General features: G+C 59.7%; 25 protein-coding genes and 1 pseudogene. 11 read left to right on the top strand and 15 right to left on the bottom strand.

What is annotated here, in order from left to right; all coding sequences use genetic code 11:
• Positions 1-416 precede the first annotated feature (416 nt).
• Positions 417-1226 (top strand): N-acyl amino acid synthase FeeM domain-containing protein, encoded by an 810-nt coding sequence (locus ABIC16_RS20170; protein ID WP_277971480.1) that lies wholly within the window; start codon positions 417-419, stop codon positions 1224-1226.
• Between the two features lie 50 nt (positions 1227-1276).
• Here ABIC16_RS20170 and ABIC16_RS20175 read toward each other — a convergent pair.
• Positions 1277-1411, bottom strand: a pseudogene (locus ABIC16_RS20175) (PEPxxWA-CTERM sorting domain-containing protein); the annotation flags it as partial.
• Positions 1412-1623: 212 nt separating this feature from the next.
• Between ABIC16_RS20175 and ABIC16_RS20180 the strand changes: the two are divergent.
• Both ABIC16_RS20180 and ABIC16_RS20185 read left to right on the top strand, forming a co-directional pair.
• Entirely contained in the window at positions 1624-1845 is a 222-nt protein-coding gene (locus tag ABIC16_RS20180) for a hypothetical protein (RefSeq protein WP_354292660.1), read from the top strand.
• 880 nt (positions 1846-2725) lie between these two features.
• On the top strand, positions 2726-3649 hold the full coding sequence (locus tag ABIC16_RS20185) for a crotonase/enoyl-CoA hydratase family protein (protein ID WP_277971482.1): 924 nt from the start codon (positions 2726-2728) through the stop codon (positions 3647-3649).
• Here ABIC16_RS20185 and ABIC16_RS20190 read toward each other — a convergent pair.
• The 4 genes from ABIC16_RS20190 to ABIC16_RS20205 form a co-directional block, all read right to left on the bottom strand.
• Positions 3646-5637: a putative bifunctional diguanylate cyclase/phosphodiesterase gene (locus ABIC16_RS20190; protein ID WP_354292662.1), complete on the bottom strand. Its 1992-nt coding sequence runs from the start codon at positions 5635-5637 to the stop codon at positions 3646-3648. The two genes, ABIC16_RS20185 and ABIC16_RS20190, sit on opposite strands and share 4 nt — an antisense overlap.
• Before the next feature lie 116 nt (positions 5638-5753).
• Positions 5754-6925 (bottom strand): IS3 family transposase gene (locus tag ABIC16_RS20195; protein WP_354292600.1). Its coding sequence is split into 2 segments (ribosomal slippage): positions 5754-6661 and positions 6661-6925, totalling 1173 coding nucleotides; the frame shifts between segments, so codons are not numbered across the junction.
• A 251-nt stretch (positions 6926-7176) separates the two neighbouring features.
• Entirely contained in the window at positions 7177-7542 is a 366-nt protein-coding gene (locus ABIC16_RS20200; RefSeq protein WP_354292663.1) for a bleomycin resistance protein, read from the bottom strand.
• 519 nt (positions 7543-8061) lie between these two features.
• The gene (locus ABIC16_RS20205) at positions 8062-8685 is read right to left on the bottom strand and encodes a response regulator transcription factor (RefSeq protein WP_354292665.1); all 624 of its coding nucleotides are present in this window, start codon (positions 8683-8685) and stop codon (positions 8062-8064) included.
• A 456-nt stretch (positions 8686-9141) separates the two neighbouring features.
• On the opposite strand from ABIC16_RS20205, the gene ABIC16_RS20210 reads away from it, so the two are divergent.
• Positions 9142-9651 (top strand): helix-turn-helix transcriptional regulator, encoded by a 510-nt coding sequence (locus ABIC16_RS20210; RefSeq protein WP_354292667.1) that lies wholly within the window; start codon positions 9142-9144, stop codon positions 9649-9651.
• 12 nt (positions 9652-9663) lie between these two features.
• On the opposite strand, the gene ABIC16_RS20215 is transcribed toward ABIC16_RS20210, so the two are convergent.
• From ABIC16_RS20215 to ABIC16_RS20235, 5 genes are all read right to left on the bottom strand, one after another.
• Complete coding sequence (locus ABIC16_RS20215) at positions 9664-10536, bottom strand: hypothetical protein (RefSeq protein WP_354292669.1); 873 nt, start codon at positions 10534-10536, stop codon at positions 9664-9666.
• A 10-nt stretch (positions 10537-10546) separates the two neighbouring features.
• A complete protein-coding gene (locus tag ABIC16_RS20220; protein ID WP_354292671.1) occupies positions 10547-13042 on the bottom strand; it encodes a fimbria/pilus outer membrane usher protein in 2496 nt (831 codons plus the stop codon).
• A 3-nt stretch (positions 13043-13045) separates the two neighbouring features.
• Entirely contained in the window at positions 13046-13795 is a 750-nt protein-coding gene (locus ABIC16_RS20225) for a fimbrial biogenesis chaperone (protein WP_354292673.1), read from the bottom strand.
• Between the two features lie 70 nt (positions 13796-13865).
• Complete coding sequence (locus ABIC16_RS20230; protein WP_354292675.1) at positions 13866-14423, bottom strand: hypothetical protein; 558 nt, start codon at positions 14421-14423, stop codon at positions 13866-13868.
• A 718-nt stretch (positions 14424-15141) separates the two neighbouring features.
• Complete coding sequence (locus ABIC16_RS20235; protein WP_354292677.1) at positions 15142-16026, bottom strand: SDR family oxidoreductase; 885 nt, start codon at positions 16024-16026, stop codon at positions 15142-15144.
• A gap of 97 nt (positions 16027-16123) precedes the next feature.
• Here ABIC16_RS20235 and ABIC16_RS20240 point away from each other — a divergent pair, with 97 nt between their 5' ends.
• Positions 16124-16945: a helix-turn-helix transcriptional regulator gene (locus ABIC16_RS20240; RefSeq protein WP_055875531.1), complete on the top strand. Its 822-nt coding sequence runs from the start codon at positions 16124-16126 to the stop codon at positions 16943-16945.
• A gap of 52 nt (positions 16946-16997) precedes the next feature.
• Here the strand turns inward: ABIC16_RS20240 and ABIC16_RS20245 are convergent, their stop codons facing one another.
• A complete protein-coding gene (locus ABIC16_RS20245) occupies positions 16998-17420 on the bottom strand; it encodes a MarR family winged helix-turn-helix transcriptional regulator (protein WP_354292679.1) in 423 nt (140 codons plus the stop codon).
• A gap of 95 nt (positions 17421-17515) precedes the next feature.
• On the opposite strand from ABIC16_RS20245, the gene ABIC16_RS20250 reads away from it, so the two are divergent.
• Positions 17516-17881: a VOC family protein gene (locus tag ABIC16_RS20250; protein ID WP_354292681.1), complete on the top strand. Its 366-nt coding sequence runs from the start codon at positions 17516-17518 to the stop codon at positions 17879-17881.
• Between the two features lie 50 nt (positions 17882-17931).
• Here the strand turns inward: ABIC16_RS20250 and ABIC16_RS20255 are convergent, their stop codons facing one another.
• On the bottom strand, positions 17932-18636 hold the full coding sequence (locus tag ABIC16_RS20255) for an NAD(P)/FAD-dependent oxidoreductase (protein ID WP_354292683.1): 705 nt from the start codon (positions 18634-18636) through the stop codon (positions 17932-17934).
• Between ABIC16_RS20255 and ABIC16_RS20260 the strand changes: the two genes are divergently transcribed.
• The 4 genes from ABIC16_RS20260 to ABIC16_RS20275 all read left to right on the top strand — a co-directional run bounded on the left by ABIC16_RS20260 (position 18616) and on the right by ABIC16_RS20275 (position 20725).
• Positions 18616-18852 (top strand): hypothetical protein, encoded by a 237-nt coding sequence (locus ABIC16_RS20260; protein ID WP_354292685.1) that lies wholly within the window; start codon positions 18616-18618, stop codon positions 18850-18852. The genes ABIC16_RS20255 and ABIC16_RS20260 overlap by 21 nt on opposite strands.
• Positions 18853-19400: 548 nt before the next feature.
• A complete protein-coding gene (locus ABIC16_RS20265; protein WP_354292686.1) occupies positions 19401-20081 on the top strand; it encodes an HNH endonuclease in 681 nt (226 codons plus the stop codon).
• Positions 20074-20445: a hypothetical protein gene (locus tag ABIC16_RS20270; protein ID WP_354292688.1), complete on the top strand. Its 372-nt coding sequence runs from the start codon at positions 20074-20076 to the stop codon at positions 20443-20445. The genes ABIC16_RS20265 and ABIC16_RS20270 overlap by 8 nt, the downstream gene beginning before the upstream one ends.
• Entirely contained in the window at positions 20414-20725 is a 312-nt protein-coding gene (locus tag ABIC16_RS20275; RefSeq protein ID WP_354292690.1) for a nucleotidyltransferase domain-containing protein, read from the top strand. Before ABIC16_RS20270 ends, ABIC16_RS20275 begins: the two co-directional genes overlap by 32 nt.
• Positions 20726-21336: 611 nt before the next feature.
• Here the strand turns inward: ABIC16_RS20275 and ABIC16_RS20280 are convergent.
• Together ABIC16_RS20280 and ABIC16_RS20285 are read right to left on the bottom strand one after the other, a co-directional pair.
• On the bottom strand, positions 21337-22575 hold the full coding sequence (locus ABIC16_RS20280) for a hypothetical protein (RefSeq protein WP_354292692.1): 1239 nt from the start codon (positions 22573-22575) through the stop codon (positions 21337-21339).
• The gene (locus ABIC16_RS20285) at positions 22575-22877 is read right to left on the bottom strand and encodes a hypothetical protein (protein WP_354292694.1); all 303 of its coding nucleotides are present in this window, start codon (positions 22875-22877) and stop codon (positions 22575-22577) included. The genes ABIC16_RS20280 and ABIC16_RS20285 overlap by 1 nt, the downstream gene beginning before the upstream one ends.
• Before the next feature lie 229 nt (positions 22878-23106).
• On the opposite strand from ABIC16_RS20285, the gene ABIC16_RS20290 reads away from it, so the two are divergent.
• Entirely contained in the window at positions 23107-23553 is a 447-nt protein-coding gene (locus ABIC16_RS20290; RefSeq protein WP_354292695.1) for a hypothetical protein, read from the top strand.
• Between the two features lie 155 nt (positions 23554-23708).
• Here ABIC16_RS20290 and ABIC16_RS20295 read toward each other — a convergent pair whose 3' ends face one another.
• Entirely contained in the window at positions 23709-24071 is a 363-nt protein-coding gene (locus tag ABIC16_RS20295; RefSeq protein WP_354292697.1) for a hypothetical protein, read from the bottom strand.
• Positions 24072-24269 lie beyond the last annotated feature (198 nt).

The following is a 24269-nucleotide window of genomic DNA, read 5'->3' on the forward strand; positions in this document are numbered from 1 at the left end:
GGCCGGGTTTGCAGCGAACCATTCGGGAACTGCGACCGCTGACACAACCGTTGTGGCGGATGACGTGCGCATCACGGCGTGGTTAGACGGTGCATGTTATAACGATCCGACAATTGCTGACTCGATTGTCAGTTATTGGCTTCCTCACGGAAGCGTTCTGACGCTGCACTAAGTCTTGCATTTTGAAAGTCCTCCGTTTTGATGACGCTTAGCCAAATTCCCTATGATCTAAATGCGTTAATCCCACAATTAGCACGTTTGACCGAAATCGCTATCTACAGTGCTAGTGCTCGTTAACCATGAATGAGCAGGGTGGATTGTCTGGTAAGGCAATCCATCAATCCGTTCTTATGGACCCATACCTCAGATAAAGTCCGTGATCAGCGACGCGCGCTGCACTTTTCCGGGGGTTTGTGGTGTTTATTCAACCTGAAGCTCGTTTCTCTGCCGCAGCAATGGGGCAAGCCAAACCAGGGTTTGAAGATCGTCTTCCAGACGAACAGCGCGCTAAACTTGTCCCAAGCGTATTCAGTCAGGCCGTGGATATCGAGCTTGCTGACACAAGTGATCGACGTGACAGTGCGTGCTCGCTGATCAACAAGCGTTACGCTTGGCGGGGATATGGCAGCCATCATGCTCTGCCGTCCCACCGTGCCAGTGCCACCTTTACAGCGTCTGCGCAGTCGGAGGTGCTTGGTACGGTCACGCTCGTAGTTGACTCTGATGTCGGATTGGCAGCTGACAAAATCTTTGCCGAGGAGCTTGATGCGTTCCGTCACACCGAGGGACGCAAGATTTGTGAACTGAGTCGACTGGCGTTCGAGACGAACTTGCCGTCCAAGCCTCTGTTGGCGGCTCTGTTTCACATTGTCTTCATCTACGGATACCACCACCATCGCTGCACCGACCTGTTTATCGAGGTCAATCCGCGGCATCGCCGCTTCTACGAAGCGATGCTTGGTTTCAAGCCAATCGGCGCCCCGCGAACCAACGAAAGCGTTGCAGCGCCGTCGCAGCTTATGCGACTGGAAATTGCGAGCATTCGTCCGCGCATAGAGGCCGCAACGAGCAATGCGATATCCGACAGGACACCGCGGTCGCTATACTCGCTCTTTTTCTCGCGTGAGGATGCGCTGGAGCTGGCCGAGGAACTGACCTCGGACGACGCGATTCAGCGCACGATGGACGGCAACGCGCTGGTAAAGATCTTCCTGACGGATCTTTGACAGACAAAAAATGCCGCCGGTTTTCACCGGCGGCATTTCCTGCGTTACGCTTATGCAAAAGCGACAGTCGAGCTACGACGACGATAGCGCAGGCCTGCGCCCATCATGCCGAAGCCTGCTAGCATCATCATCCAGGTGGCGGTCTCAGGAACTGCCGACGGAATAAAGGTCAGATTGCCGCCATACGAAGCGCCGCCCTGCGCACTTTTTGCATATCGACATTAAGTTGGCAGAAATATTCGAGAGTGTACGCTTTGCCTACTGATTCAGATCGCCTCGGCAGTCTGAACGGTGACGGCTGTCATCGCAGTAGTGTGCCGAACGGTAGCCCGAATAAAATGCTCGTACTCTGTTTGACTGAGACGGCGCCAGAAGCAATTTGTCTCGGCGATCGTATATGGATATGATTGAGCGGGTAGAACGCACTCTGTGCAGAGCGGACGGTCTTTCAGAGAATACCGTTTATAACGGAAAGCCGATGTGGCGAAGCTTTGAACTGACCGCGCGTTTCGTTCTTATCGCCATGCGCGAGCCAGACCTACAAATGTCGGCTGTGGCAAATTTCGATCGAAATTTCGCTGTAACGCGTTGGAACGCGATGATTGACGTTGCGCTGTAAGCGTGGCCGGTAGGCCGCCTTGCTATTGTGCTCGGCTCTTCAGGTAGGTTGCGCTCGACGGTCAGTTGCCCCTACCCGCGGGGGGCGCGGCGGTCCCGACAAGCGATCAACAAGCATTGTCACTACCTCGTTGAGCGAGGCAGCCTCCGAGCCCTGCGATCGGGCCATGCTGCGACCGGCCATGCCCCACGGGGGGGGGGCGGTAGCATGCCGTTAGAAAGCTTAGCTGCTATCTACGATGGGCCTGTGCGGAGCTGCTGGCACAGAGGGCAGACGGACGCATAGGGTCAAACAACTATCTTTCAAATTAAATGTTATCATCCATCCATCTAACAAACGCTTTCGCAGCGAAGTACAACACCCATAACGGTAGGAAAAACGCAACGATCCATAACGATCGAACTTCTCCTTTATCATCCATGTTGGTTCTCCCGCATAAAACTTACCGCCGTGCCCATGATGGCCGGTGATTCAGCCTTATGCTTATGCACTAGACGCCTTACGTTGAGCTGTACGCGAAGTTAGGCCACCGTTCATTGCCGAGAAACGAGTAACCGTCCGCCCGTCGATGGAACGAGCTGGCCGATGAATAAAAGTAAGATGGCTTCTGGCGGTTTTACCACGCGCCATCAGCGTGCTTATACCCGGTACCGTTTGTTACCACGGCGAGTAGCACGTAACGTCCACCGCCGGGCGGGACGCAGACGTTCCGACCAGACCAACTGCCCGCTGCGAACGAGGCTGCGAATAAACTTTAGTACAGTCGTTCAGTGGCAATCTGGTTGTCCAAGCCTGTTGCGATCCCAGGCATCGCCTTTCTTATCTGTGTCGGCCTACCGTTTGCGAGCAGCGATACGCTGCACGTAGAAAGGTAACTATCATGTCAATTCAGTACCCTCCAATTGTTCGGGCAGGCAATCATTCCGTTCCTCCGGTGCTAAATGACAGCAACGCCAACAGAAGCATCGCGCATTTCGACTACGACGATCTCGACGTTAGCTTCGACCCGAACCTTGAGACGCTATGGACGTATATGGATCAGCGCGTTCGACCGAGTTTTAATCCAACCCTGCTTGCCCAATTTGATCAATGGCAAAACGATATTGCGATAGCCACGGCATCGGGTGCGGTACCGGTAAGGTATCTTGTGCTCGGTTCGCGCTTTCCCGGCGTGTTCTCCCTTGGTGGCGATCTGGATCTGTTTGAGGCACATATTCGTGCGCGGGATCAAGCAGCGTTGGTTCGGTACGGACGAGCCTGTGTACGCATTCTTCATCGCAACATGCTCAGTCTCGACCTGCCCATCGTAACGATCGCCCTGGTGGAGGGGGACGCTTTGGGAGGCGGGTTCGAGGCCTTGCTATCGTTCAACGTCGTCATCGCCGAGCGTGGAACCCAGTTTAGCTTGCCCGAAACCGCCTTCGGACTGTTTCCAGGCATGGGCGCTCACTGCTTCCTGTCCCGTCGGCTCGGTGCTGCGCGGGCCGAACAGATGATCTTGAGCGGTCGATCCTATTCAGCTGAAGAACTGTACGATCTCGGGATCGTCCACGGTCTTGCGGACCGCGGAAATGGCCGTGCGGAAGTAGAGCTGTACGTGCGGCAAAACCGACGGCGTCATAGCGGACATTGTGCTATTTATGAAGCATCGCGCTCCGTGAACCCGCTATCGCTGTGCGAGTTGGAGGCAGTTGTGGATCTCTGGGCAGATGCTGCACTGCGTCTCAGTGAGACCGATTTGAAGCTCATGCGGAGGCTAGTTGGTGCGCAGACCAGACTTCTTAACAAGCCGTCCCATCCCTAACTTGGGCTAGCGCCCGGAGACGCCCTGCAGCCGGTGTTGGGGGTCTCACCGGCAAGCATCGTCGTAACCATGCTTGCCGGTATCGGACGGCTCAGCCAGTATCCCTGCACCGCATCGCATTGTGTCCGACGAAGCTGTGCAAGCTGAGCGGCCGTCTCGACCCCTTCTGCTATGGTGCGCATTCCGAGCTTGGCGGCAAGATCGATCACCGCTTGCACGATCGCCACTGACGCGGAGCTCTGGTCGAGATCGGCAATGAAGGAGCGGTCAATCTTGAGCGTCTGGAACGGAAATTTGGAAAGGTAGCTGAGTGAGGAATATCCCGTGCCGAAGTCATCAAGCGTAGTTTGAACGTGCAGCAGGTTGATAGCCTGCAACGCTCCAAGCGAGCCATCAATGTCTTCGAGAAGCACTGATTCCGTGACCTCAAGTTCCAGCCGCTCGGCGGCTAGGCCGCTTGCCGCCAGGGCATTCACAATGACAGCTCGCAGATTGGCGGAACGCAACTGGATCGGGGATAGGTTTACCGCAATCGTGACGCCGTTGGGCCACTGGCTTGCGGTGCGACACGCTTCCTGAATTACCCAGCCGCCAATCTGGACGATGAACCCGTTACCTTCGGCGATCGGGATAAACTCGCCCGGTGACACCTGCCCGTATCTACGGTTGTTCCAGCGCAGCAAGGCTTCGCAGGACTGAACCCCACCGCCATTCAAGTTGAAGATCGGCTGGAACACGAGATAAAATTCGCCGCGACCAAGAGCGCCTTGTATCTCGGCGGCCAAATCACGGGCACGTTCGATCTTTTCGTCCATTACGGGTTCGTAAAAACGCATAACGCCCCGTCCGCTGTCTTTGGCTCGGTAAAGAGCGAGATCCGCGTTTTTCAGAAGCGTGTCCGCGTCTGTCCCGTCCGCCGGGGCAATGGCGATACCGATCGAGGCACTGACGTTCAAATGTCGGGCATCATGATGCACGGGAGATTCTACGAGATCAAGAATGCGACGGCCAATGCCGATTGCCTCTTCCTTGTCGCGGATCGCGCAGACAACAGCAAATTCGTCACCCCCCAATCGCGCCACTATTCCATCTATACCAAAGGCCTCGTCCAACCGTCTGGCGATGCCTGACAAGAGCGCGTTGCCGGCCAGATGTCCAAAGCTGTCGTTGATCTCCTTGAACTTGTCGAGATCGAGCCAATAGATGGCCAAGCCTTGGCGCTCGCTTTCTTCCGACCAGATCAGCGCTTCCAGTTGAGCCTCGTAGCGTTCACGAAAGGCAGTGCGATTGGCCACTCCGGTCAAATCATCTCGCCGTGCCACCGCAGCATGATGCTCTGCCAATGCGGTCTTTTCCGTCGAAGCCACGGTGGCGCGCAGGATGACGCCGTAAGTCTGAAGCGTGATGTCCATCATTGCCACGACGAAGAACAGGATGACGAGGGCAAGAACCGCTTTCAACGGCTCGAACGTCAGGAACAGGCCCAGAGCAAGTGGTACTGCGGCCAAGCACAACTGGGACAACGCGATCCAGGGGCGACCGGCATTGCGGCCTGCGATCCCAGCCGCATATCCAACCGCCGTCGTCACCGCGAGCAGCTGCAGATCCCCGTCGTCGGTCCCGATAAGCGTCAAGAAGCCGAAGGTGCCGAGAAGGCCCGAGTATGCAAGCGCACCAAAGCGATATAATAGTTCCTGCCGCTTGCCGCCGAAGCAGCTTGCGCGATCCTTGCTGAGCAAGGGAAACAACCGCAATGCATCAACAATGCGAATGCCTGCAACAACTAGGATTGCCAATGCGCACGCCAACATTACAGCACGATCGCTTATCACAGCAACCACTACGACGATCACGCTGCTTGTCATCGCGCCAATCACCAGCGACTGCGGAGATGCGTATAGCGACTGGGTCAGCGTTTCCCGCACATGCGCGGCAACCGCCTGATCCGAATGGCGCAGTCGTCTCAGACGCGAAATCAATCCTGCCATTCGGTTCCACATCACGCCAAAAGGTTAAAATGGGGCAAAGGCTCAAACTGTTTAGCCAATCACATGATCCACCGGATGCTTCTGACCTGCCCCCGTCGAGTGGACCGTGTTGATTGTTAGTGGATTATGCTCGCCGCTGCCATATCCGGGCGGAGGTGGAGCGAAGCGGAACCGGAGGCCGGATATGGCGGTAAGGCCGTTTCCGGGGCCGGTGGTCGGTAGCCAAGGCTGCTGTGCGGGCGAACGGTGTTGTAATGCCGCCGCCAGGCTTCAATCAGCACCTTCGCCTCGGCGAGGCTGTAGAAGATCTCGCCATTCAGCAGTTCGTCGCGCAGCGACCCGTTGAAGCTCTCATTATAGCCATTCTCCCATGGTGATCCCGGTGCGATGTAGAGCGTCTTCACGCCGATCTGGCCAAGCCATTTCTGCACCCCGTTCGCGATAAACTCGGCGCCATTATCCGACCGTATGTGCGCCGGTGGTCCCCGTGTGACGAACAGGTCGGCCAACGCCGCCAGTACGTCTTCATGTCTGAGCTGCCGTGCCACGACCAGCGCCAGGCATTCTCGACTGGCCTCGTCGATGATGGTCAGGATGCGGAACTTGCGGCCATCATGCGTGCGGCCTTCGACAAAGTCGTACGCCCATACATGCCCCGGATATTCCGGGCGCAGTCGGATGCACGAGCCGTCGTTCAACCACAGCCGCCCACGTTTCGGTTGCTTCTGCGGCACCTTGAGCCCTTCACGCCGCCAGATCCGCTCGACCCGTTTATGGTTCACCGTCCAGCCCCTATGGCACAGCAATGCCGTCACCCGGCGATAGCCGTAGCGACCATATTGCTTTGCTAGCGCGATGATGTCTTCGGACAGCGCCTGTTCGTCATCCGCCCCACGCGGCACCTTGCGCTGCGTCGATCGATGCTGACCCAACACCCGGCAGATCCGTCGCTCGGACACCGGAAGCTCTCGTCGCACATGATCGATGCAGCGCCGTCGTCGCGCAGGGCTCAGAAGTTTCCCCGGGCTGCCTCCTGCAAGATCAGCTTGTCCAGCGTCAGGTCCGAGATCGCCCGGCGCAGCCGCAGATTCTCCTTCTCCAGATCCTTCATCCGCCGCGCCTGGTCGGTCTTCAGCCCACCATATTCCTTGCGCCAGCGGTAGTACGTCTGCTCGCTGACAGCGATCCGCCGGCACGCGTCGGCCGTCGATGCCCCCTGTGCCAGCACGATCTCAACTTCACGCAGCTTGCCGATGATCTCTTCCGGCTTGTGCTTCTTGAATGGCATCTGTCGTCCCTTTCGTGGTCCAGACTATCATAGTCTCTGGGCCTCTCAGCGGGGGGCAGATCAATCGGCGGAACGACTGAGATTGGGCGCTAGCCGCCCGGCTGCTTTCTAGGACGGGAAGACTCAGGATCCGACGTTCGCGGGCGATTTTCGGCGCCCCAACTTCCGCCGCTCGTTCAGACCGACGCTACGAGCTTCGCGGGCGTGCGATCCGGCCGCCGATCGGCATTAGGTGGCTACGACACTTCCGTTCAGACTGGCGCTTGAATAAACCTGATCAGCGACCCATCCGGATCGATCAGCGCTCCAACGATCCCGCCCCAAGGTTCCTTTTTTGGAGGATGTACCCGTGGCCAGCCTTTGGTAGCTTCGGGCACACCGCCCGCTAAAACGCCTTTGAAGAACGCGTCCACGTCGTCCATTCTGAAACAGCAGCTAAACGAGCTTTGAGCTGGATCGAGATCGGGAAATGGGAAGAATTCTAGAGTGAGACCACCGCGTTTCAGGATCATCCATCCAGCGTCTCTCCAAGTCTCCTCAAACCCAATCAGCGCATAAAAGCGGGCTGTGTTCTCGAATTTCCTTGAGGGAAGGTTGGGCGTTGCGAAATCGGGCATCTTGACGGTTCCAGTCTCGATTTGTGCGAGGTAGATCGCGTTTGCCGTGTGTCCGCAAGTGGCCGCGAGCCACTAAGCCGGCTTATTGCGGCGATGACCCACAAGACGACATTCAGCCATCGATGAGCGCTCCCCAACTTCGGACATCCGTTAATGTCCGATCGCCCCCTCGACGAGCGGCAATGGGATGACGAAAAGTGGGACGAAGCCGTCGTTCGCAGCTCAGGCAGCGAACGACGGCTTTCGGCTGAATCGGACAGGAGAGGCGCGTCGGACTTCGAACGGGGAACGACTAGGATTGGCCGTCAGCGCAATGCCGGGTTTGGAGTGACAACACTACGACAGCTGTCGTCCTTTACCTCCCCAGAGCGCTGCCCTCTGGAGGCAGAGGCTACTGGTTCGAATCTAGTCGGGTGCACCATCATTGAAGCCTTTACAGTGGCTCGGCCCGGTCCGTATTTGATAAGTACGGAAAACGGAATTTGGCGCCGGACTCAATCTCCAATTCTCTATCCGAGGTTATGCGTTTCTGCCTTCGGCAAGCGCAATACGAACTGCCTCAGTAGCGTTTCGCGCAGAGAGTTTTAAGAGGACCCGGCTGCGATGAACCTGCACGGTGCGCGGGCTGATGCGCAGGATGCGCGCGATTGCCTTGCTTGTTTCACCGGCTATCATCTGTTCGAGAACTTCACGCTCGCGCACCGTCAGTAAATAGGTTTCGGCGGCGGCTATGGCTGCTTCACTACGGCCTGGTGCTTGCACTATCGCAGAACGAATTGCGGTGATCAGGGCATCGCGGGCTGCCGATTCTGTATCTGACTCGAACAGGTCGGGGCCGGAGGCATGCATCGATGCCGAAAAGAACTCGTCCGCGGTCAGCACGATGACCGCCAGCGACGGCTCAAAAATGAGGCATGTCGACTGCGATCCGGGGAAGCTTGGGTCTGTTGCCCGTCGCCCCTGGCCGCCACCCGGTGAGTCTATTGTCCCACCGTTGGCTCCTGCGAACGAACCCCGTCGTGGGTTGGCACCGGTGGCACTGGTTTTCGTCAGTGTCAGCAGCGCCCTTACCGCGTTCGCGACGTTTCGCTGTTGCCGCAGAACGACAACGACCAACTCATCGCTGACGGTGGACTTGATCATCCCCGCACGATCGCTCGCGCAACCGAACGAACCTCTGGCGCAAAACGGGTCAGCCGACACAGCGTTTTCAAGCGACGCTTGCCTGGCAGGATCCTATCAGCGACAACGATCCAGCGACCGACGCAGAGCGGGCGTAACATGACTATCTCTTCTCCCATCTCAACGGAAAACCGGATGTCCCCAACGGCTGTATCCAAATCGTGGACCGGTTCCATCAGACTCGATGGCTTACGCAAAAGTGCCTAGTTATTAGCGCGCATTTCATCGCATTCCGAAGCAGATTATGCCCACTGACAAAGCCGTAACGGTCCTAATGTCTCAGAGATAGACAGCCATTGGTTGCACTCCGGGTCGTTTTTATCAGGGGGGAATGCAACGATGCTCGCTTGCGATGCGCTCAGTCCGTCATCCAGAGAACCGATCCTGAATTGGCTGGAGCGAGACAGTTGCGCACGCATGATTGTCGATGACGACCTCGTGGTGAATTGGATCAATGCCGCAGCCGACGAGATCCTGTGGCATACCAAAGCGATCCGGATTACGAACGGCAAGTTGCGGATATCCAAGCGTGAGATATGTGATCCGTTCCTGCAATTCGTCCGGGGGTCGGGTGACGGCATCGTGCCATTCTGTCTGCATGTTAGTTTTGGCGAACATCTGCTCCTTACTGCGCAGCGCTTGCTTGGCACGTCCTTGCAGCATCTCACCGGACTGACCCTGCGGCGAACAACCCGACGTTATCTTCTGTACGGCAATGCGTTGGAAACCGCCTTCCGCTTGACCTCGACCGAGCGCAGGGTGCTCGAATCGTTGTTCCTAGGGGAAACCGCGGATGAGGTGGGGGATCGCTTGCATATGTCCGTCGGTACGGTGCGGACGCATATCCGCCACATCTACAACAAGGTCGACGTGAACTCGCGCGAGGCGATGTTCTCAAAGCTCCTTCCCTACATCTGCTACCCATGAAAAGGATGGCAGTCAGAGCGCGCTGAGGACGATCGTCAGCGTGTCGCTGTACTTGCCAGCGAGATGCTGACCGAGCGCGCCAAGCGAAATGTCCAGCGGGAGCGACGTACCAGCCAACGTCCGTGGCGGATCGACGATCCTTTCCCAATGCTGTGTCAGGTCGACCGGAACGCCGCTTAGCGCAGCGGAATAGGCGATGCTGTCCATTCCCCGCAGGTTGCCTTCCGGCAGCAACCGCCCGGCGTTGGCTGAATCAATCGTGAGCCGCGCGATTGTATCGGCGCGGATCTGAAGGAAGACGCGACGAGTGGCATTACTGGCCAGCACGCCAAAATCGACCTGCGCAATGCCTTGCCCCTGCCCAAACGTTGCGATCGCACCGACGATATTCATTTGCGCCCGCGGGACCACAGCCAGCACGACAGAGACCAGCATCGGCGTGACCGTGGTGGCGAGCGCGCCGACATCGCGTAGTTCCAGCGTTAGAGGCGTGACGTGCTCGCCAGCGGAGGCGACCGCATCCTGTGTGACGATCGCCTGGATCGCGAGGCGGGTCCGTGTGCCGGGCTGCAGGCTTGCGCGCCACGTACCGGGCACCGCGGTCGGGACCAGAGTGGCATCGCCTGTGCTGGCAATGAAGCCGACCTGCACGCCGGAACTGCCGATCGTTGTGCTCGACACGGCGGTGCGGGTTTGATCCAGCAGGACGAATTCGACTTCACAAGCGGCGTTTGCACGGCTTTCCACCTCGAACGTGATCTGCTCGAGCGGACGAGTGAACGCAAAAGGGTCGTAGTCGAGCCGGGCCATGGAGGCGGTTGGGATCAGCGCAGCGTTGCACGTCGCGGCAAAACCGGCATTCGGCACCGTGAGCGTGAGCGCCACGGCGACGCGTTTAACGAACGATGAGCTTGCCGACATCGACCATCCCCTGTGTACCCTTGCGAATCTCGAACGCGGCGACTGCTTTTCCGTCGACCAGCAGCCGATAGCTGCCCGGCGCGAGCCGGTCGGCGACGAACCTGCCGCCACGATTGGTGAAGAAGCTGCGCTCCTTCCAGGTCTTGCGCCGCACCGGGTCGACCGGCTCAATGCTGCCCGCGGCAAGTGCGACCGGCCCGTCCGGCCCGATCAGGAAGCCGACCGCGATTAGCGATTCATCGCTACCGATCGGGAAGCGATATCCTGTGCCATATCCCGGGAAGACGTTGATCGTCGCCTGACCAAGATCATACCCGATCGGGAGCGGATCGACGCGAAGGTCGTAGCGCCCAACTCCGTAAGCCCGCCCGATCGGGATGACGGCCGGTCCGAACAGCCCCGACCGTGCAACCACCCGGTCGCCCGAGAAGATCGCCGCGCGCGATCCCCGCAACGTCCGGTGGACCGGTGCGATGATGAATCCTTCGCTCGCTGCCCGCCCGACCCCGAAACTGCCGTCCGCAAAGCCGACGAAGCTGCGGATATTCCAGTCGGACGCGTTAACGGTGCCGCCGCTCGGACCCTTCCGTTCGAGCCGGTTATGGTTGAGGACGAGATCGAAGCGATTGTTGACGTAGGCGAGTCGGCCCGACACCGCAGTCGCGTCCTGGTCCTGCGTATAGCGGATGGCGCCGCTGAGCTCGTCGAGCCGTCCCTCGGGGGTGCGGCTAAGTTCGACTTCCTTTCGACCGGTGCCGCTGTCGTAGCGGACGGTGGCATAATCGCGTCGGCCCAACCGCAGCGAGACGCCGAGTGCGACCCGGCTGTCGGCGCGGCGTCCGTCGCGGAACACTACGCGGGCCCCCGTCACGTTGGCGCCCAATCGTCCGAAGCTCCGCCCCAGCGACAGATCGACGCGGTAGCTGTCGGCGCCGCCGTAGCGTGCCATGCTATAGCCCAGGCCCACGCCGGTGCTGATCGCGAACGGTGCGATCCATTGTACTTGCAGGCCTGCCTCCAAGGCCTGAAAATTCTGCACGTCGCGCGCGAACGCATCGCGGAAGGCGGCGCTGCGGTACACCGCCGACCCGGCGATCCGCAGGTCACTCTTGGTGCGGAGCGAGAATTCCCCGCGGTAATCGAGCGATGCGGCAAAACCCGTTCCGCCCCCCTGTCGCGCCTTGCTTGCGGATGTTTCCACTTGAACGAACCCGATTCGCGTGCCGAGGACCGCGACGCCGCCGACCTGCACGCCCAGCGTGGTCGCCTGGGCATTGGTGCCGAGGGTCAAGGTGTCGGACACGCCGTGGAACGCATAGGCCGTCAGCGCCGGCGAAAGGCCGTAGCGAAGCTGACCACGGTCCCGCACGCCAAGGGCAAAGCCGTATTCGGTCAACCCGGGATTGATCAGGGTGTTCGTGTTGAACACGTCGAAGTTGAGGATCTCGCGCTTTCCGCCAATATCCTCGACCACGAGCTGGACCTGGTTCGGCCCGTTGGCGAACGGAAAGTCGCCGATATCATAGCGCCCGGGCGCAAGCCGGATGGTCTGCACGCGGACCTGGTTGACCAGCACGTCGACGCTCGATTCGCGATCGAGCGTGAATTGCTGCCGGCCGATCGGGCGGGTATTCTGGAACGGGCGGATCGTGGAGTAGGCGCGTTCCACGCCGATACCAAGGATCCGTCCCGAACCCTGGAACGACGTCGAACTCGGGGTGAACTCCCCGACGGTCGCGCGCACGGCATGGTCGAACAGGTCGTGCGTCGCCCGAAACTCGCGGCGGCGCCAGCGATCCCCGTCGAACGTCGCGCCACCGGTAAACGTCACACCGTCGAACCCGCCGGCGTTGACGATCCCGTCGACGTCCGCGCGTACCGGTTGCAGCCCGCCGCCCCGTCCGTAGACATACCGTTGCCCGATGCCGACGTTGACGCCTGCAGCAAAACCGGCGGGGCGATCGAAGTCGGTGGGAACGGGAACCGCCTGCTGCGCCCCCAGCCGCAAGGTCGCTGGCAAGGTCGCATCCGCGGCGAGCGTACCGACGACTTCGAGCGCGAGACTGTCGAACGCGATGGCGAAGCCATCGATGCGCAGATCGGCGAAATCGGCCTTTGTACGTCCCGCTATCCTCGCCGTAAGCGCCGCAATCAGTTCAGCGCCGACGACCGGCTTGAGCAACGCCAGCAACCGCGCCGCGTCGATCTCGCCGTCGCCTTTCGGATCGACCGCGATACTGATCGTGCCGAGGAACTTGTCATTGACCTTGAGCGACACTTCCAGCGGAATGCGGACCGGCGCGATCCGGCCGAGTGCCGAGGCCGCGTTGGGTGCGCCGTTCGCCTGGGGTTCGGCTGCGGTCGTATCGCGCGTGAGGGCACCGGCGGGAAAGGCGGCGATGAGGGCGGCGCAAATGACCGGCGCCGCCGCAAGCTGGACCGGGTGTCGACACCCCCCCGCGAATGTCATGGCTCACTGGACGGTGATGGTCGGTTTGATCGTACCGACGAGGCCGGTCAGATTCTTGGCAAGAACGCGGGCATCCCGCGACTGGCGCGGCATAAACGCTGAAAAGCCGCCGACCTGGAGATCGTCCGACACGACCGTTACGGTCTTGCCAGCGGTATCGGTCAGCTTGACATCGGTGGCGTTGAGGATCGCGATGCCGGTGCCTTCGTTGTCGATCTTGAGCAACAGGTCGCCATTGGCCGCGCGTCCGGTATCCACGACGGTAATCACCGGCTTGGCGGCGTCGGGCGAAACGATGATGTGGCTGAGGAAGTTGAAGCTGACCTTCACGTCTGAGGCGGCACCGGACGCGCCTTTCGCCAGCATGGCCCCCGGCGCGGCGACCGGCAATTGCGACACCCGGACACCGTACATCCGCGCTTCGGTCAACGCGGCATCCCCGATGTAACGAACCTGCACGGTCTGTTCCTTGCCCGGCGCGATCGAGGTTTGCGCCGGATACACTAGCATGTCCTTATCCTCGTCCACGCGAGTCGGCGTTCCCGCGCGGTCGGCAGTGGCCCGGAAGGCAGTCAGTTCAAGCGTGATCGGCACCGACCCGGAATTCTTGATCGCCATCGTCAGATGCGCCTTGGCACCGGCCGGCGCGATTGTCGCGAGCATCGGCTGGACCTGATATCCTTGCGCGACGCTGGCGACCGGCATTGCTACACCGAGCAGCGTCGCGAACCCCCGTACGAAAGCTGTGGTCACGATCATTCCCCTGTACACGACGAGACAAAGGCAGGAGCGCCCCCGCGCTCCCGCCAGTTCGATCAGCCAATCAGACCGAAGTTGCCGTGAAGGTGAACGTCTCCGTGTAGGTGCCCGCGGGTGCAGCGTTCGCGGAGAAGTTCTGCGACGTCGGGGTGTTGTTGGTATCCGCCGCGACGTTCATGTTGAGCGACAGGACCAGCGGAATCCCGTTGGCGATCCCCTGGGTATAGCCGGTGCGCGACCGGGTGAACTGGTTGACGTTTTCCTGCCCGCTCCCCGGGAAGGTGTCGTGCGCGGCGATCGCGAAAGCGCTGTCGCTGGGGGAATCGAGGATGAGATCATAATTGATCCGCTGCGTGACGCCGCCGACCACCTGCGTGAGATCCCCGTTGGTCGATCCGACGATCAGCTTGGTGCCGGATGCGGAATTGCAGGACAACCGCAAGTTGGCGACGGTTTGCTGGTTCGCCATGGCGATCGAGGCGGTGCCACTGGACACGTTGCTCAACGCGACGTTGCAATAGGGGGCGACGACGCCCTGAACGGTCAGGCTTTCGGCAAAGGCCGGCGCACTGGCGAGGCATGCTGCAGTTGCAGCGGATGCGAGGATTACAAAATTTTTCATAACGACTCTCCCTTGTTGACGAACGCAGCCCGCAAATATTGCGGGCAAGGATGTCGCGATGGTTCAACCACTGCGACATTCTTACGGTACTGCAAAAAATTAGCTGTAGCGCCTACAGGGTTGCCTATATCAAATTGAGTAATCTACCGTTTCATGGCCGTTAGAAAGCCTCGATTTTTAGCAATCGACTGCAGATCCGCGATGAACGCCATGATCCAGTCACTGATCCGCCAAGCGGTAGACTGGTTTAGCAAGACACCGGCGATGAGCCTGCGGCGAACCAACTTCAGCGCATTAGCAGCGAGCGCCACTCTTCGGTGCAGGCGAAAGCTACGACACTTGGCTGAACCGCGTGCGGGAGGAATGACAGCAGCATCCGGAGCGATTCCAGACGGCTGAGGCTATTTTGCTGGAGCAGGACTAGGGCAGGTCAAGCGTCTGTCAGGCCGCTAATCTTTGTCGGGATATATGGCCAACAACGAAGTCGGTTTTCGGAAGTTTGCCGCGCCTTTTCGGCACCCGGAGGTGGCGTGGCGGCTGTTCACCCGCTTTGGCCAACCTAATCGGCCGCTTTCGATAGGACCGGACGTTCACCGAAGGTGTAGCGAACGACTGACTTTGGTCGCGAGCTGCCGCGCGTCCGTGACCCATTTGCGGTCATTCCAGACTTTCTTTCGGCTCCCCAACTTCTGCCATTCGTTCATCTCGCGACAATGACCTAAGCAGTCATCGCGCGTAGGTCCTCAAGCAGAGTCGGTCCTTGAGGATTCCAACTGAGGCGCTGGCGGGTGAGAGCGTTAGCGGCCGACATGTCCTTGGAGACGAAAGCCCCCAGCCAACCGAAGTGATCGCTTGCTTCATCGGTGCTCAGCGAACGTACCGGCAGACCAAAATGCTTGCCAATCGCCTCGGCGATATCGCGGAAGCTGATCGCGCTTTCTTCGGTGCCGTGATAGCGGGCCCCCGCCTCATTCTTTTCCAGTGCCAAGCGGTAAAGGAGGGCGGTATCGGAGATATGAGCGGCTGACCAAGCGTTAGCACTCTCCCCAATATAGGCAGAAATGCCCCTGTTGCGGGCGAGCGCGAGCACGTCGCTCACCAGACCTTGTTTCCGGGCATCATGGATCTGAGAGTTGCGTATGGTGATGACATGGACGCCGCGATCGAGCAGCGCCTGCCCCGCTAGCTCCGACGCCACGCGCGGGTTTGGGCCGGCGCTGTTGAACACATCCTCCGACGCTCGTTCGCCAGGCGCGGCCGATCCCATCACGGTGCTGGACGTGATGACGAGCGGCTTCGACGTGCCAACGAAACTGGTCCCGAGTGCTTCGATAGCGCGGCGGTCCTTCTCGCAATTTTCCACGAACTTTGAGAAGTCATGGTCGAACGCGGTGTGGATGATGCCGTCGGCGAGCGCTGCGCCCGACCGGAGGCTGTCGAGATCCTCGATATCGCCGCAGTGCGCTTCGGCCCCGGCCGCGATCAATGCGTCAGCCGCAGCATCGGATCGTGCCAGACCAAGGACCTGATGCCCGGCACCGATCAGTTTAGAAACGACATGCGAACCGATGAACCCGGTTGCGCCCGTGACGAAAATACGCATCTGACGTTCTCCATTGCAGATGCAGCCTTTGTCGGGACACGGCTAAGCGGGTAAAAGTAGTGACGTGATCCTATTATGATCGCTGACAGGATGTGATGTGGCGACTGTAACCGAGAACCGATTGGGCCTGTATCTACGCGATCGCCGTAGCCGGCTTGATCCGGCTGCACTCGGTTATCCGGCGCAGCGGCGCCGTACGCCGGGTCTTCGTCGTGAGGAGGTAGCGCAGCGCAGTAACATTAGCCCGACTTGGTACACCTGGCTCGAGCAAGGGCGGGGCGGCGCGCCTTCTCCCGATGTGCTGAACCGCATTGCCAACGGACTGATGCTGACCGAAGCCGAACGCGAGCATCTGTTCATGCTCGCACTGGGTCACCCACCGGAGGTTCGCTACAAGGCGGCAGACAGCGTCACGCCCCGCCTGCAGCGCTTGCTGGACACGATGCTGAGCTGCCCCGCCATCATCAAGACGGCAACGTGGGACGTCGTCGCGTGGAACAAGGCAGCGGCCCTGGTGCTGACCGACTACAGCCAACTGCCGCTCCACGAACGCAACATCCTGCGCCTTGTTTTTCGCAACGATCGCATCCGCGGGTCGCAGGAGGATTGGGAGAGCACGGCACGCTTCGTCGTCGGCGCTTTTCGCGCGGACGCCGCGCGCGCAGGCGCTGTTGCGGAGATCGGTGAATTGGTCGCCGAGCTGTGCGGGACCAGCCCGGAGTTCGCGGCACTGTGGGCCGACAACGATGTCCGCTTCCACGGCGAAGGTGCGAAGCGCCTGCGTCACTCCGAACTCGGCCTCATCGAGATGGAGTATTCGGGTTTCGCGGTCGATGGCCGACCCGACCTGGGGATGATCGTGTACAACCCCGTCGATCCTGCCGTGGCGGAGCGCATCCGGTCTCTTATTTCAGCCTGACAGGCGCCTCTGCGGTACGATCAGATCACGGCGCCCCTAAGTGATAGCCCGTTCACCGTAGCGCTTCTGCCAGCCTCAGCAGGGTAGCGGTGACCGCTTGCGGATCGAGCGGGGCCGACGCCGCGCGCAAGCGAGCTTCCGCTCCGGCGACGATCGTCGATGCGGCCGCCAGTACAGTGCGGCCTTGATCGGTCAGCTCGGTCGTTTGAACACGACCATGCTTGGCATGCGGTGCCCGGACGACGAAACCCGAACGCTCCAGCGCGACCACGATCCCCTGCATCGTCTGGGGCGTGACGAAGGAACGCCGCGCCAGTTCGGCGTTGGAAGCACCAGGCTCGGTCCGAAGGAAGTTCAGCACCGCATATTGCGGCGTCGTCAGACCGATCTGTTGAAGAGCACCGTCCATATGGGTCCGTAGCGCTTGCTGCGCTAGCTTCAGAGCGAACCCGATGGTGGCGAATGGGTCATCCATTTCAAAAGGTGCTTTTTGATTGCTTGACATGTCAGTGCCCTGATGTTGTTATAAGGGCACTGATACACGACCACGCGACAAGAGGAAAGCGAACTATGGCCCATCTTATCGGACCGGACTTCATCAGCATCCAGACGCACGACCTCGATGCGGCACGCGCCTTCTACAACGAGGTTGTTGGGCTGAAGCTCGCGCCGCACAGCCCACCGGGTGCCGTCGTGTTCGACACCGGCCCGGTCTCGTTCGCGGTGCGGTCGCCGATCGCAGAGCTGCGGAACACCGATACGCTTGGTGAAGGCGTAGCCCTCTGGTTCGGCTGCGACGATGCCGACGCGCTGCATCAACAACTGGTCGAACGCGGCACGCCGATCGCTTTTGCGCCGAAGGATGGGCCGTTCGGACGCTATTTCGCGTTCCGCGATCCTTTTGGCTACACCATCACCGCTCATACGGTAGGTTGAAGTCATGTGTCTTCCCGGCCGAGTGGCGCGGCTCGGCCGGGCGGCGCTGTTCAGGCTGCCTTTGCCCGAACGGAAGCCTGGTGAACGCCGATGCCTGCCAGCACACCGGTCGCAGAGGCGAGTGTTGCGTTGTGCATCAGGGTGGCCGCATCGCCGGCCGCCCATACGCCCGGCACCGACGTCGCGCCCCATTGATCGACCTTGACGTATGGGCCAGTCGGCCCGTCCTCGTGCGCGCAGCCCAACATCTCGGCGAGCGGGGAAGACGGTTTCGTCTGGGGTGCGGTAAACACCGCTGCCACCTCTACGAAGCGGCCATCTGCGAGGCGCACGCCGTCCAGCGCCGGCGCATCGCCGATCAGCTCCACTACAGGCGTCCGCTCGACGATAATGCCGCGTGCGGCGAAGGCGTCCAGTTCAGCCGTCTCCGGCTCAAACTGGCCTTGCGTAAAATAGGTGGTCGGCCCCCAATCGGGGATGAGCAGCGCCTGGTGCGCTGACATCGGCTGAGCCGCAATCACGCCCAGCGACACGTCACGCACCTCGTAACCATGGCAATAAGGACAGTGGAGCACGGTTTCACCCCAACGCTCGCTCATGCCCGGGATCGACGGCAAGGTATCTGAGACACCTGTCGCTAAAATCAGGCGTCTTGCCCGGTGCTCGCTACCACCCGACAGGTCGATCGTGAAGCCATCGCTGACCGCATGGTCACTGACGCGGGCCTCAACGGCATGACCATGCTCGATGTTCATCGCGCGCTGGGCGAGAACCGCATCTTCGCGCTAGGTCCCGCCGATCCCACACCGACGTGTCTTGTAGAGCAGGCCGTCAACGGTTCATTGGAAAGCGCACTGCACGAAGCAGAGCTGCTGCTACTTCGTCGTCTGGCCGATGTGTCGCTGGCCGATATCGCGGCCGACTTTGATGAGCGAATGACACAGCTGTCCGCGGAACAGATCTCTGCGTGAAAGCACAAGGTGGTCAACAAGGCGACGTAGAGGGACGATTCCGCTACCGTAAACGAGCTGGAATCGGGAATCGGTGACGCTGAGTGAATGGCTTTCGGGAGCTCGATTTCCTCACCTGAGCGTCCCTAGTTTGGGCGAGAGCTGCCGCCCTCGCCTTCGCCGCGATGACCAAATCCCCGCCATTCTCGGTCGATTACGACCTTCGCAAAGCGGACATCGGTTCATGTGCCACGCGTTGCCTTTCCATCGGGCCAAACAATCGCGGCTGACGGCGAAGTTTGGGACTTTGCGGACTTTCGTAGCTTGTCGGGCGATTGACCGCTTATCGCGCAGCTTCGGCCATACGCAGGCTCCACGGCGCCGAAGATGACGGTGATAGGATTATCGGTCGTTCGTTAACGCGAGCGCGGCGAAACACCCTAGCTTAAAAGTATGGATGGGCTCGCTCGGCACACACTCTGGATCAACGGCGTGGGTGAATCAGATCGCTCGACGTTTGACGGCAATCGTCCGATAGTATCCGACTGCACGGATAGCAGGAGAACCGGGTGGCGATTGCAGAGAAGGACATTAAGCAGCTGTGGGGGCTGGCGGGCGGCTACTGTAGCAACCCGGACTGCCGTTCACGCGTCGCCATAACCAGCGAGACGGGCGAGAGTTATCTGACCGGCGAGATGGCGCACATCGTCGCTCGTCAGGCTGCTGGTCCGCGCGGCGACGGTGTAGGCGGCCCGGACACGTACGAGAACCTGGTGTTGCTCTGTCCTACCTGCCATACGAAGGTGGACAAGGCGCCCTGCGACTTCCCCGTCGACATGCTGCTGGGCTGGAAATCGGAACACGAGAGGTGGGTCGATAGCTGGGCGGAGTCGCAGAGGATGAAATCGACCAAGGAGCTGATGGAGTTCATCTCGGCGCTGCTTGTAGAAAATCACCACTATTTCGAGCAATACGGGCCAAGGTCGGCGGTTGCCGTGCGCGATCCCTCATCATCGGCTTATGCAATTTGGCTCGCCCGCCGGCTTGACACGATCTTGCCGAATAACAGGAAGATCGTCGCCGCGCTCGACGCGAACGCCGAGCTGGTGCCGGCGGACATGAGGAAAGCCGTCCTTCTCTTCCGCGATCACGCCGCGGGTTACGAGCAGCACCAATACGAGCGACTAGACCATTACGAACTATTCCCGGCGTCATTCGCCGAGGGTGTCGAGAAGTACAGGCATGACTAACGGATCGAACGCCCATGGCGTCACCTTCGCGCAGATATCCTGGCTCAACAGAATGCTGACCGGGCACCCCAACGTAATAGCCGTGACACGGACAAACGATATTCAGTTCGACGTCGAACGCGGTCGAGGCGGGCCCGTCCGGATCGTCTGTCTCGACGAATACACCTGCAGCATCGCCAAGGTCTTCGAGGTCTGCGAGGAGTTTCCCGGGGTGAACCTGATCTACGTCGGGGGAATGTGGAACAGCTACACTGGCGATGCCAAGCGGCACTGCTTGGAGGCCGAGATCGGCCTATTCAACACAAAGGAAATGTCTGGGGCGCTCCACCGCAATGACTTCTGGAACTACGTCAAGCGCGATTAAGGCCGCGATCCGGGCCCGGCTCGAGACGTTCGAACGCGTAGAAAGCGTCTGGGGCTTCGGTTCCTTCTTCCGGAACGGGAAATACTGTGACGTCGACATTCTCATCGTTGTCACCAGCGGAGCGGATTCCGGGTTGCTCTCAACGTCCCGCGCCATCAGAACAGCGTTGCTCGAACTCGAGCAGCTCATTGGTGTCCCGATCGACCCCCTAATAGTGACCGCGGCAGAGTTTGAGAGCCAGCCGTTGCGCAACATGCACGAACTCGTCAGCATCTACTGATCGAATTGAGTGCGCCGGTCAGCCCGCCCGCTGCCGCCACTTCGTGATCCGCTGCTTTCTAGGCCAACTAGAGCGATTTCGGGCGCATTGTACCCAAACCAGTTGAAACGGTAGCAGAGGGATTATTATATGCGCGCAACTTCGAGGAAGGGCACGTGCAGGCCAACGACGCATGCGACGCCGAAGCATAGGCGAAAGCACTGCAGGAACAAACGGCCACTTCGAGGACTTGCGATCTCGCCGCTGGACGGCCTAGATAGTCAAGTTGCGGATCAGCCAATTTTGACAGCGGGGACAGCAGACTCTGCTTGTCGGTGGTTCGCCGCCGATAGGAGAACGTCGCCACCTAGTCGGTAGCTACCGTTCCGGCTCGACCCAGAACTGGACGTTCACGCCCCTTCCCTCGCTTCCCAATTTCGGACGCTGGTTCATCTTGCGAATGACCAATTTTGAAGCCCGGCTATCCGCTCGCGAATGTCGTGATAGGGAAGGAAAGCGGCCCGTCCGCTAGTGGGGCGGGAGACGGCGTTAGCAGACGTCTCCTGATGCTGCGGCCTATCCCGAAAGGGTTGGCCTCCTGAGAATTAGTTGATTCATTGATCGCGTGTTGGTCAGCGGGTGCCGACCAGCATGGATGGCGTCAGTCCCGGAGCCATAACAAGGATATCGTACCGTCGGATGAGCTCACGCCACTGCGCAGTCATGTCGCCTGACGGGCCATCGCGCAGCTTACGCAAATCCACAACCAGCCAATCTTCCGCTGAGGCTGATTTTGGACGTGACGCCAGCACATCACCTGCCCACGCATAGTCCTTGTCATCGCTCATGACGAAGGGCTCTTGTCGCGCTTGTCGGCCGACACCGTTGTAAAAGGCATGGACACCTCTGCCGCCCAAAACCACCATGTGAAGCGATGCGGTCCCTTCGCCTTCCGCTCGTTCCGCTACGAAGTTGCCCAGATCCCGTTGCCCAAGAGCGCTAAAGCCCTTGCCCATGTGATTGTCGCCGAACTTGAAAAGGATGCGGCCGGTGTTCGTCGGTTTGGCAGCAAAATATCCGGCAAGCGTCCGTTTCATCAGACGCGCACGCTGTCCGTTCGGGTCTCCCTCGCCAGTTGCCGACGCAAGAAATATAGCGCGGGTTTCGGCTAGTCCATCAAACAACTGCCGGACGCGAGGACCACCGTCCTGCACGATCGCGGCGCGCGTCTGTGCGACTTGCGCGTCCGTCATACAGTAAATCAAAAGCTGATTGGGTGAGCCCGATACCAGCGCCGCGGCGGTGTCGACGCGATCTTGAGCCATCAACCTCTCGATTGCGGCCTTCGCAATCGGCCCCGGCTTGGCCGCAATCATTGCCTCAAACAGACTACCTGCCGCTCCGAAAAACTCTTGGTCGAGCCCCCAAACCGAAAACGCCGGACCGGCTGACCTAGCGCATGCAGCGGCCATGTCGCTTTCATCACGGCCGTTCTGGAACGCTATCGCATCGGGATGTGCAGCCATATAACGCGATAGGCGATCAATTCGATCGGGGCGGCGAAGATTATCGTTGACGATCCGCGCCGCCTCGGGACCGATCTCGACAGCAAGTGCCTGCAACCCTTGCGGTGCCATCATCTGGCAGAGTGCGGTCGTAAACCGCGGTATCTCCCTCGACAGATGGTCCTCGCCGATAAGAACGTACCGAGCCTTGTTGACGGCACTGCTCAACACCGCTTCACCGGGACCACTCAGCGCTATCCCTGTCAATTGCAGCGGCTGCTCCGCCGATGTCAGGCGCTCCATAAATGTCGGTTGCGAAGCCTGTGGCGCAGCGTTCGCGGCATGGGCACACAGGATCAAGCTCATTACAATAAAAGCGCGCATGACCGTAAAATTGGGGCAAAGTCGTCCTGACATTCAGCATCCTCAATGTCGGCGGCTTCAATTTTGAACCGACCGTATTGCTCTGATAATACGGCATTTTTAGCTATGCAATGAGCCGATGGCATCGGCCGCTCCACTTGCAAAAATAAGATTTGCGGAAAGGTCAACGCCTTCTCAAAAGGAACGCGGGTCGGAACCTCGCCGCCTCGATCGCGCTGACGGACGCCTGCGGGTTTTGACTTTCCCAAATTCTGTTCCCAATCGCTCTTTCCGGTAATGGCCAATCGGCAACGGAAAACGGGAAAGATCGTGCTATGCTGGGCGCGAAGGAATCAAGGGCGGACATCGTGTTCTAGACTCTACTCGTTCCCTTTATGTTCCGTTACCAAATCCAACATTGCAAGCCCGATCGTCTCGGTTCGTTGTTTCAGGGTGGAACGCACGCACTACGAAGCAGCGACAAAGCGTGAAATTCTGCTTTCCATGGTCGGCGTTGTGACTCATAGAAATGGGATGCCGATCCGCGCCGAAAATCGCTGGCTCTACCCGATCGACTGGCAGCAGCTGTCAGGGACGATCCGGTTCGAGCGTGCTGGCAGGCGCTGCGAGCAATGTCGTCGACCGCACCTTCGGCGGGTCGCACATCTCGGCGATGGTCGCTGGTGGGACGCTGATACGTCGTGCTGGCGATCGGACCAGGGCAAGCGCGTCTCGATGATGGCCGGGTTCACTCTCGCGAGCGTCCGGATGACCTATGTCGTCTTGGCATGCGCGCACCTCGATCATGATCCGGGCAACAGCGCCCCCGGAAACCTCCGTGCGCTGTGCCAACGCTGCCACATGATCCACGATGCGGCCGAACATCGCTGGCAACGCTGGTGGAATGCGTTTCGGCTCCGTGCGCTACGTGATCTATATGAGGATCCTCGGATCACGCGTGAGCGTCACTCATCTCGATAGGTGCCCTGACGCCGCATCCAGCCTAAGCCTTCGTTTCCCTGCCATTCTCATCCACCCAGGCGAGCAGCTCGAACCCCTGTGATCCTCTGCTCAGTGCGTCGAAGGGATTGACCTTTGCCACCTCAAGGAGGTGCTGCCAGATCGCCACTACGTCGTCATAGGCACGCGTACAAAAATTCCCATGTGAGCCGTTCTTCGTACTCGGGACGGTAGTCGCGTAATTGCTTCCGAATTTCACCAACTGTGCCGACTGCTTCCCACTCCCGCACCTTTGGCTTGTGTGGCTTAGGATGGGCGAACATGTTTCGAAGCTCGTTTAATTCGCCGATGGTTGCATAGGGCCGCCGCTTGTTCCAGTTGATTTCCGCGCCAGTCATCTTTTGGATGACTTTGACTTTATCTCTCGTGCTTTTCCGCTCGTAGTCGGTCCAGCTGGCCGCGGCCGATGCCTTGTCGGTTGCCGCTCGCTCGATCAATGTCATGCCGACGAAGTTGGCGTAGCTGCACTCGATCTTCAAATGTCTTCGGCCGCCTGCTCTGCACCACCGACGTCCATTCGGGCACGCTCGACGACGGCCGGTCGGTTGACAGCCTAAAGCACATCGCGGACTCGAAGGTCGGAATCATCTTTGTCTAGGGGCGGCATGATCCTCACGTCCTCTATACTGGACGGGAGACGATCCTTGCCTTGTTGGAGGAGGTAGATGCGCGCTACG

Source organism: Sphingomonas sp. PvP055 (assembly GCF_040546365.1).
GTDB classification, from domain to species: Bacteria; Pseudomonadota; Alphaproteobacteria; order Sphingomonadales; family Sphingomonadaceae; genus Sphingomonas; species Sphingomonas echinoides_A.

Excerpts from the sequence above, each read along its gene's own strand:
- ABIC16_RS20180 (WP_354292660.1), top strand. The coding sequence starts at position 1,624 with ATGGATATGATTGAGCGGGTAGAACGCACTCTGTGCAGAGCGGACGGT.
- ABIC16_RS20185 (WP_277971482.1), top strand. The coding sequence starts at position 2,726 with ATGTCAATTCAGTACCCTCCAATTGTTCGGGCAGGCAATCATTCCGTT.
- ABIC16_RS20190 (WP_354292662.1), bottom strand. The coding sequence starts at position 5,637 with ATGGCAGGATTGATTTCGCGTCTGAGACGACTGCGCCATTCGGATCAG.
- ABIC16_RS20200 (WP_354292663.1), bottom strand. The coding sequence starts at position 7,542 with ATGCCCGATTTCGCAACGCCCAACCTTCCCTCAAGGAAATTCGAGAAC.
- ABIC16_RS20205 (WP_354292665.1), bottom strand. The coding sequence starts at position 8,685 with ATGATCAAGTCCACCGTCAGCGATGAGTTGGTCGTTGTCGTTCTGCGG.
- ABIC16_RS20210 (WP_354292667.1), top strand. The coding sequence starts at position 9,142 with ATGATTGTCGATGACGACCTCGTGGTGAATTGGATCAATGCCGCAGCC.
- ABIC16_RS20220 (WP_354292671.1), bottom strand. The coding sequence starts at position 13,042 with ATGACATTCGCGGGGGGGTGTCGACACCCGGTCCAGCTTGCGGCGGCG.
- ABIC16_RS20230 (WP_354292675.1), bottom strand. The coding sequence starts at position 14,423 with ATGAAAAATTTTGTAATCCTCGCATCCGCTGCAACTGCAGCATGCCTC.
- ABIC16_RS20235 (WP_354292677.1), bottom strand. The coding sequence starts at position 16,026 with ATGCGTATTTTCGTCACGGGCGCAACCGGGTTCATCGGTTCGCATGTC.
- ABIC16_RS20245 (WP_354292679.1), bottom strand. The coding sequence starts at position 17,420 with ATGGATGACCCATTCGCCACCATCGGGTTCGCTCTGAAGCTAGCGCAG.
- ABIC16_RS20250 (WP_354292681.1), top strand. The coding sequence starts at position 17,516 with ATGGCCCATCTTATCGGACCGGACTTCATCAGCATCCAGACGCACGAC.
- ABIC16_RS20260 (WP_354292685.1), top strand. The coding sequence starts at position 18,616 with ATGACCATGCTCGATGTTCATCGCGCGCTGGGCGAGAACCGCATCTTC.
- ABIC16_RS20255 (WP_354292683.1), bottom strand. The coding sequence starts at position 18,636 with ATGAACATCGAGCATGGTCATGCCGTTGAGGCCCGCGTCAGTGACCAT.
- ABIC16_RS20270 (WP_354292688.1), top strand. The coding sequence starts at position 20,074 with ATGACTAACGGATCGAACGCCCATGGCGTCACCTTCGCGCAGATATCC.
- ABIC16_RS20275 (WP_354292690.1), top strand. The coding sequence starts at position 20,414 with ATGACTTCTGGAACTACGTCAAGCGCGATTAAGGCCGCGATCCGGGCC.
- ABIC16_RS20280 (WP_354292692.1), bottom strand. The coding sequence starts at position 22,575 with ATGAGCTTGATCCTGTGTGCCCATGCCGCGAACGCTGCGCCACAGGCT.
- ABIC16_RS20290 (WP_354292695.1), top strand. The coding sequence starts at position 23,107 with ATGCCGATCCGCGCCGAAAATCGCTGGCTCTACCCGATCGACTGGCAG.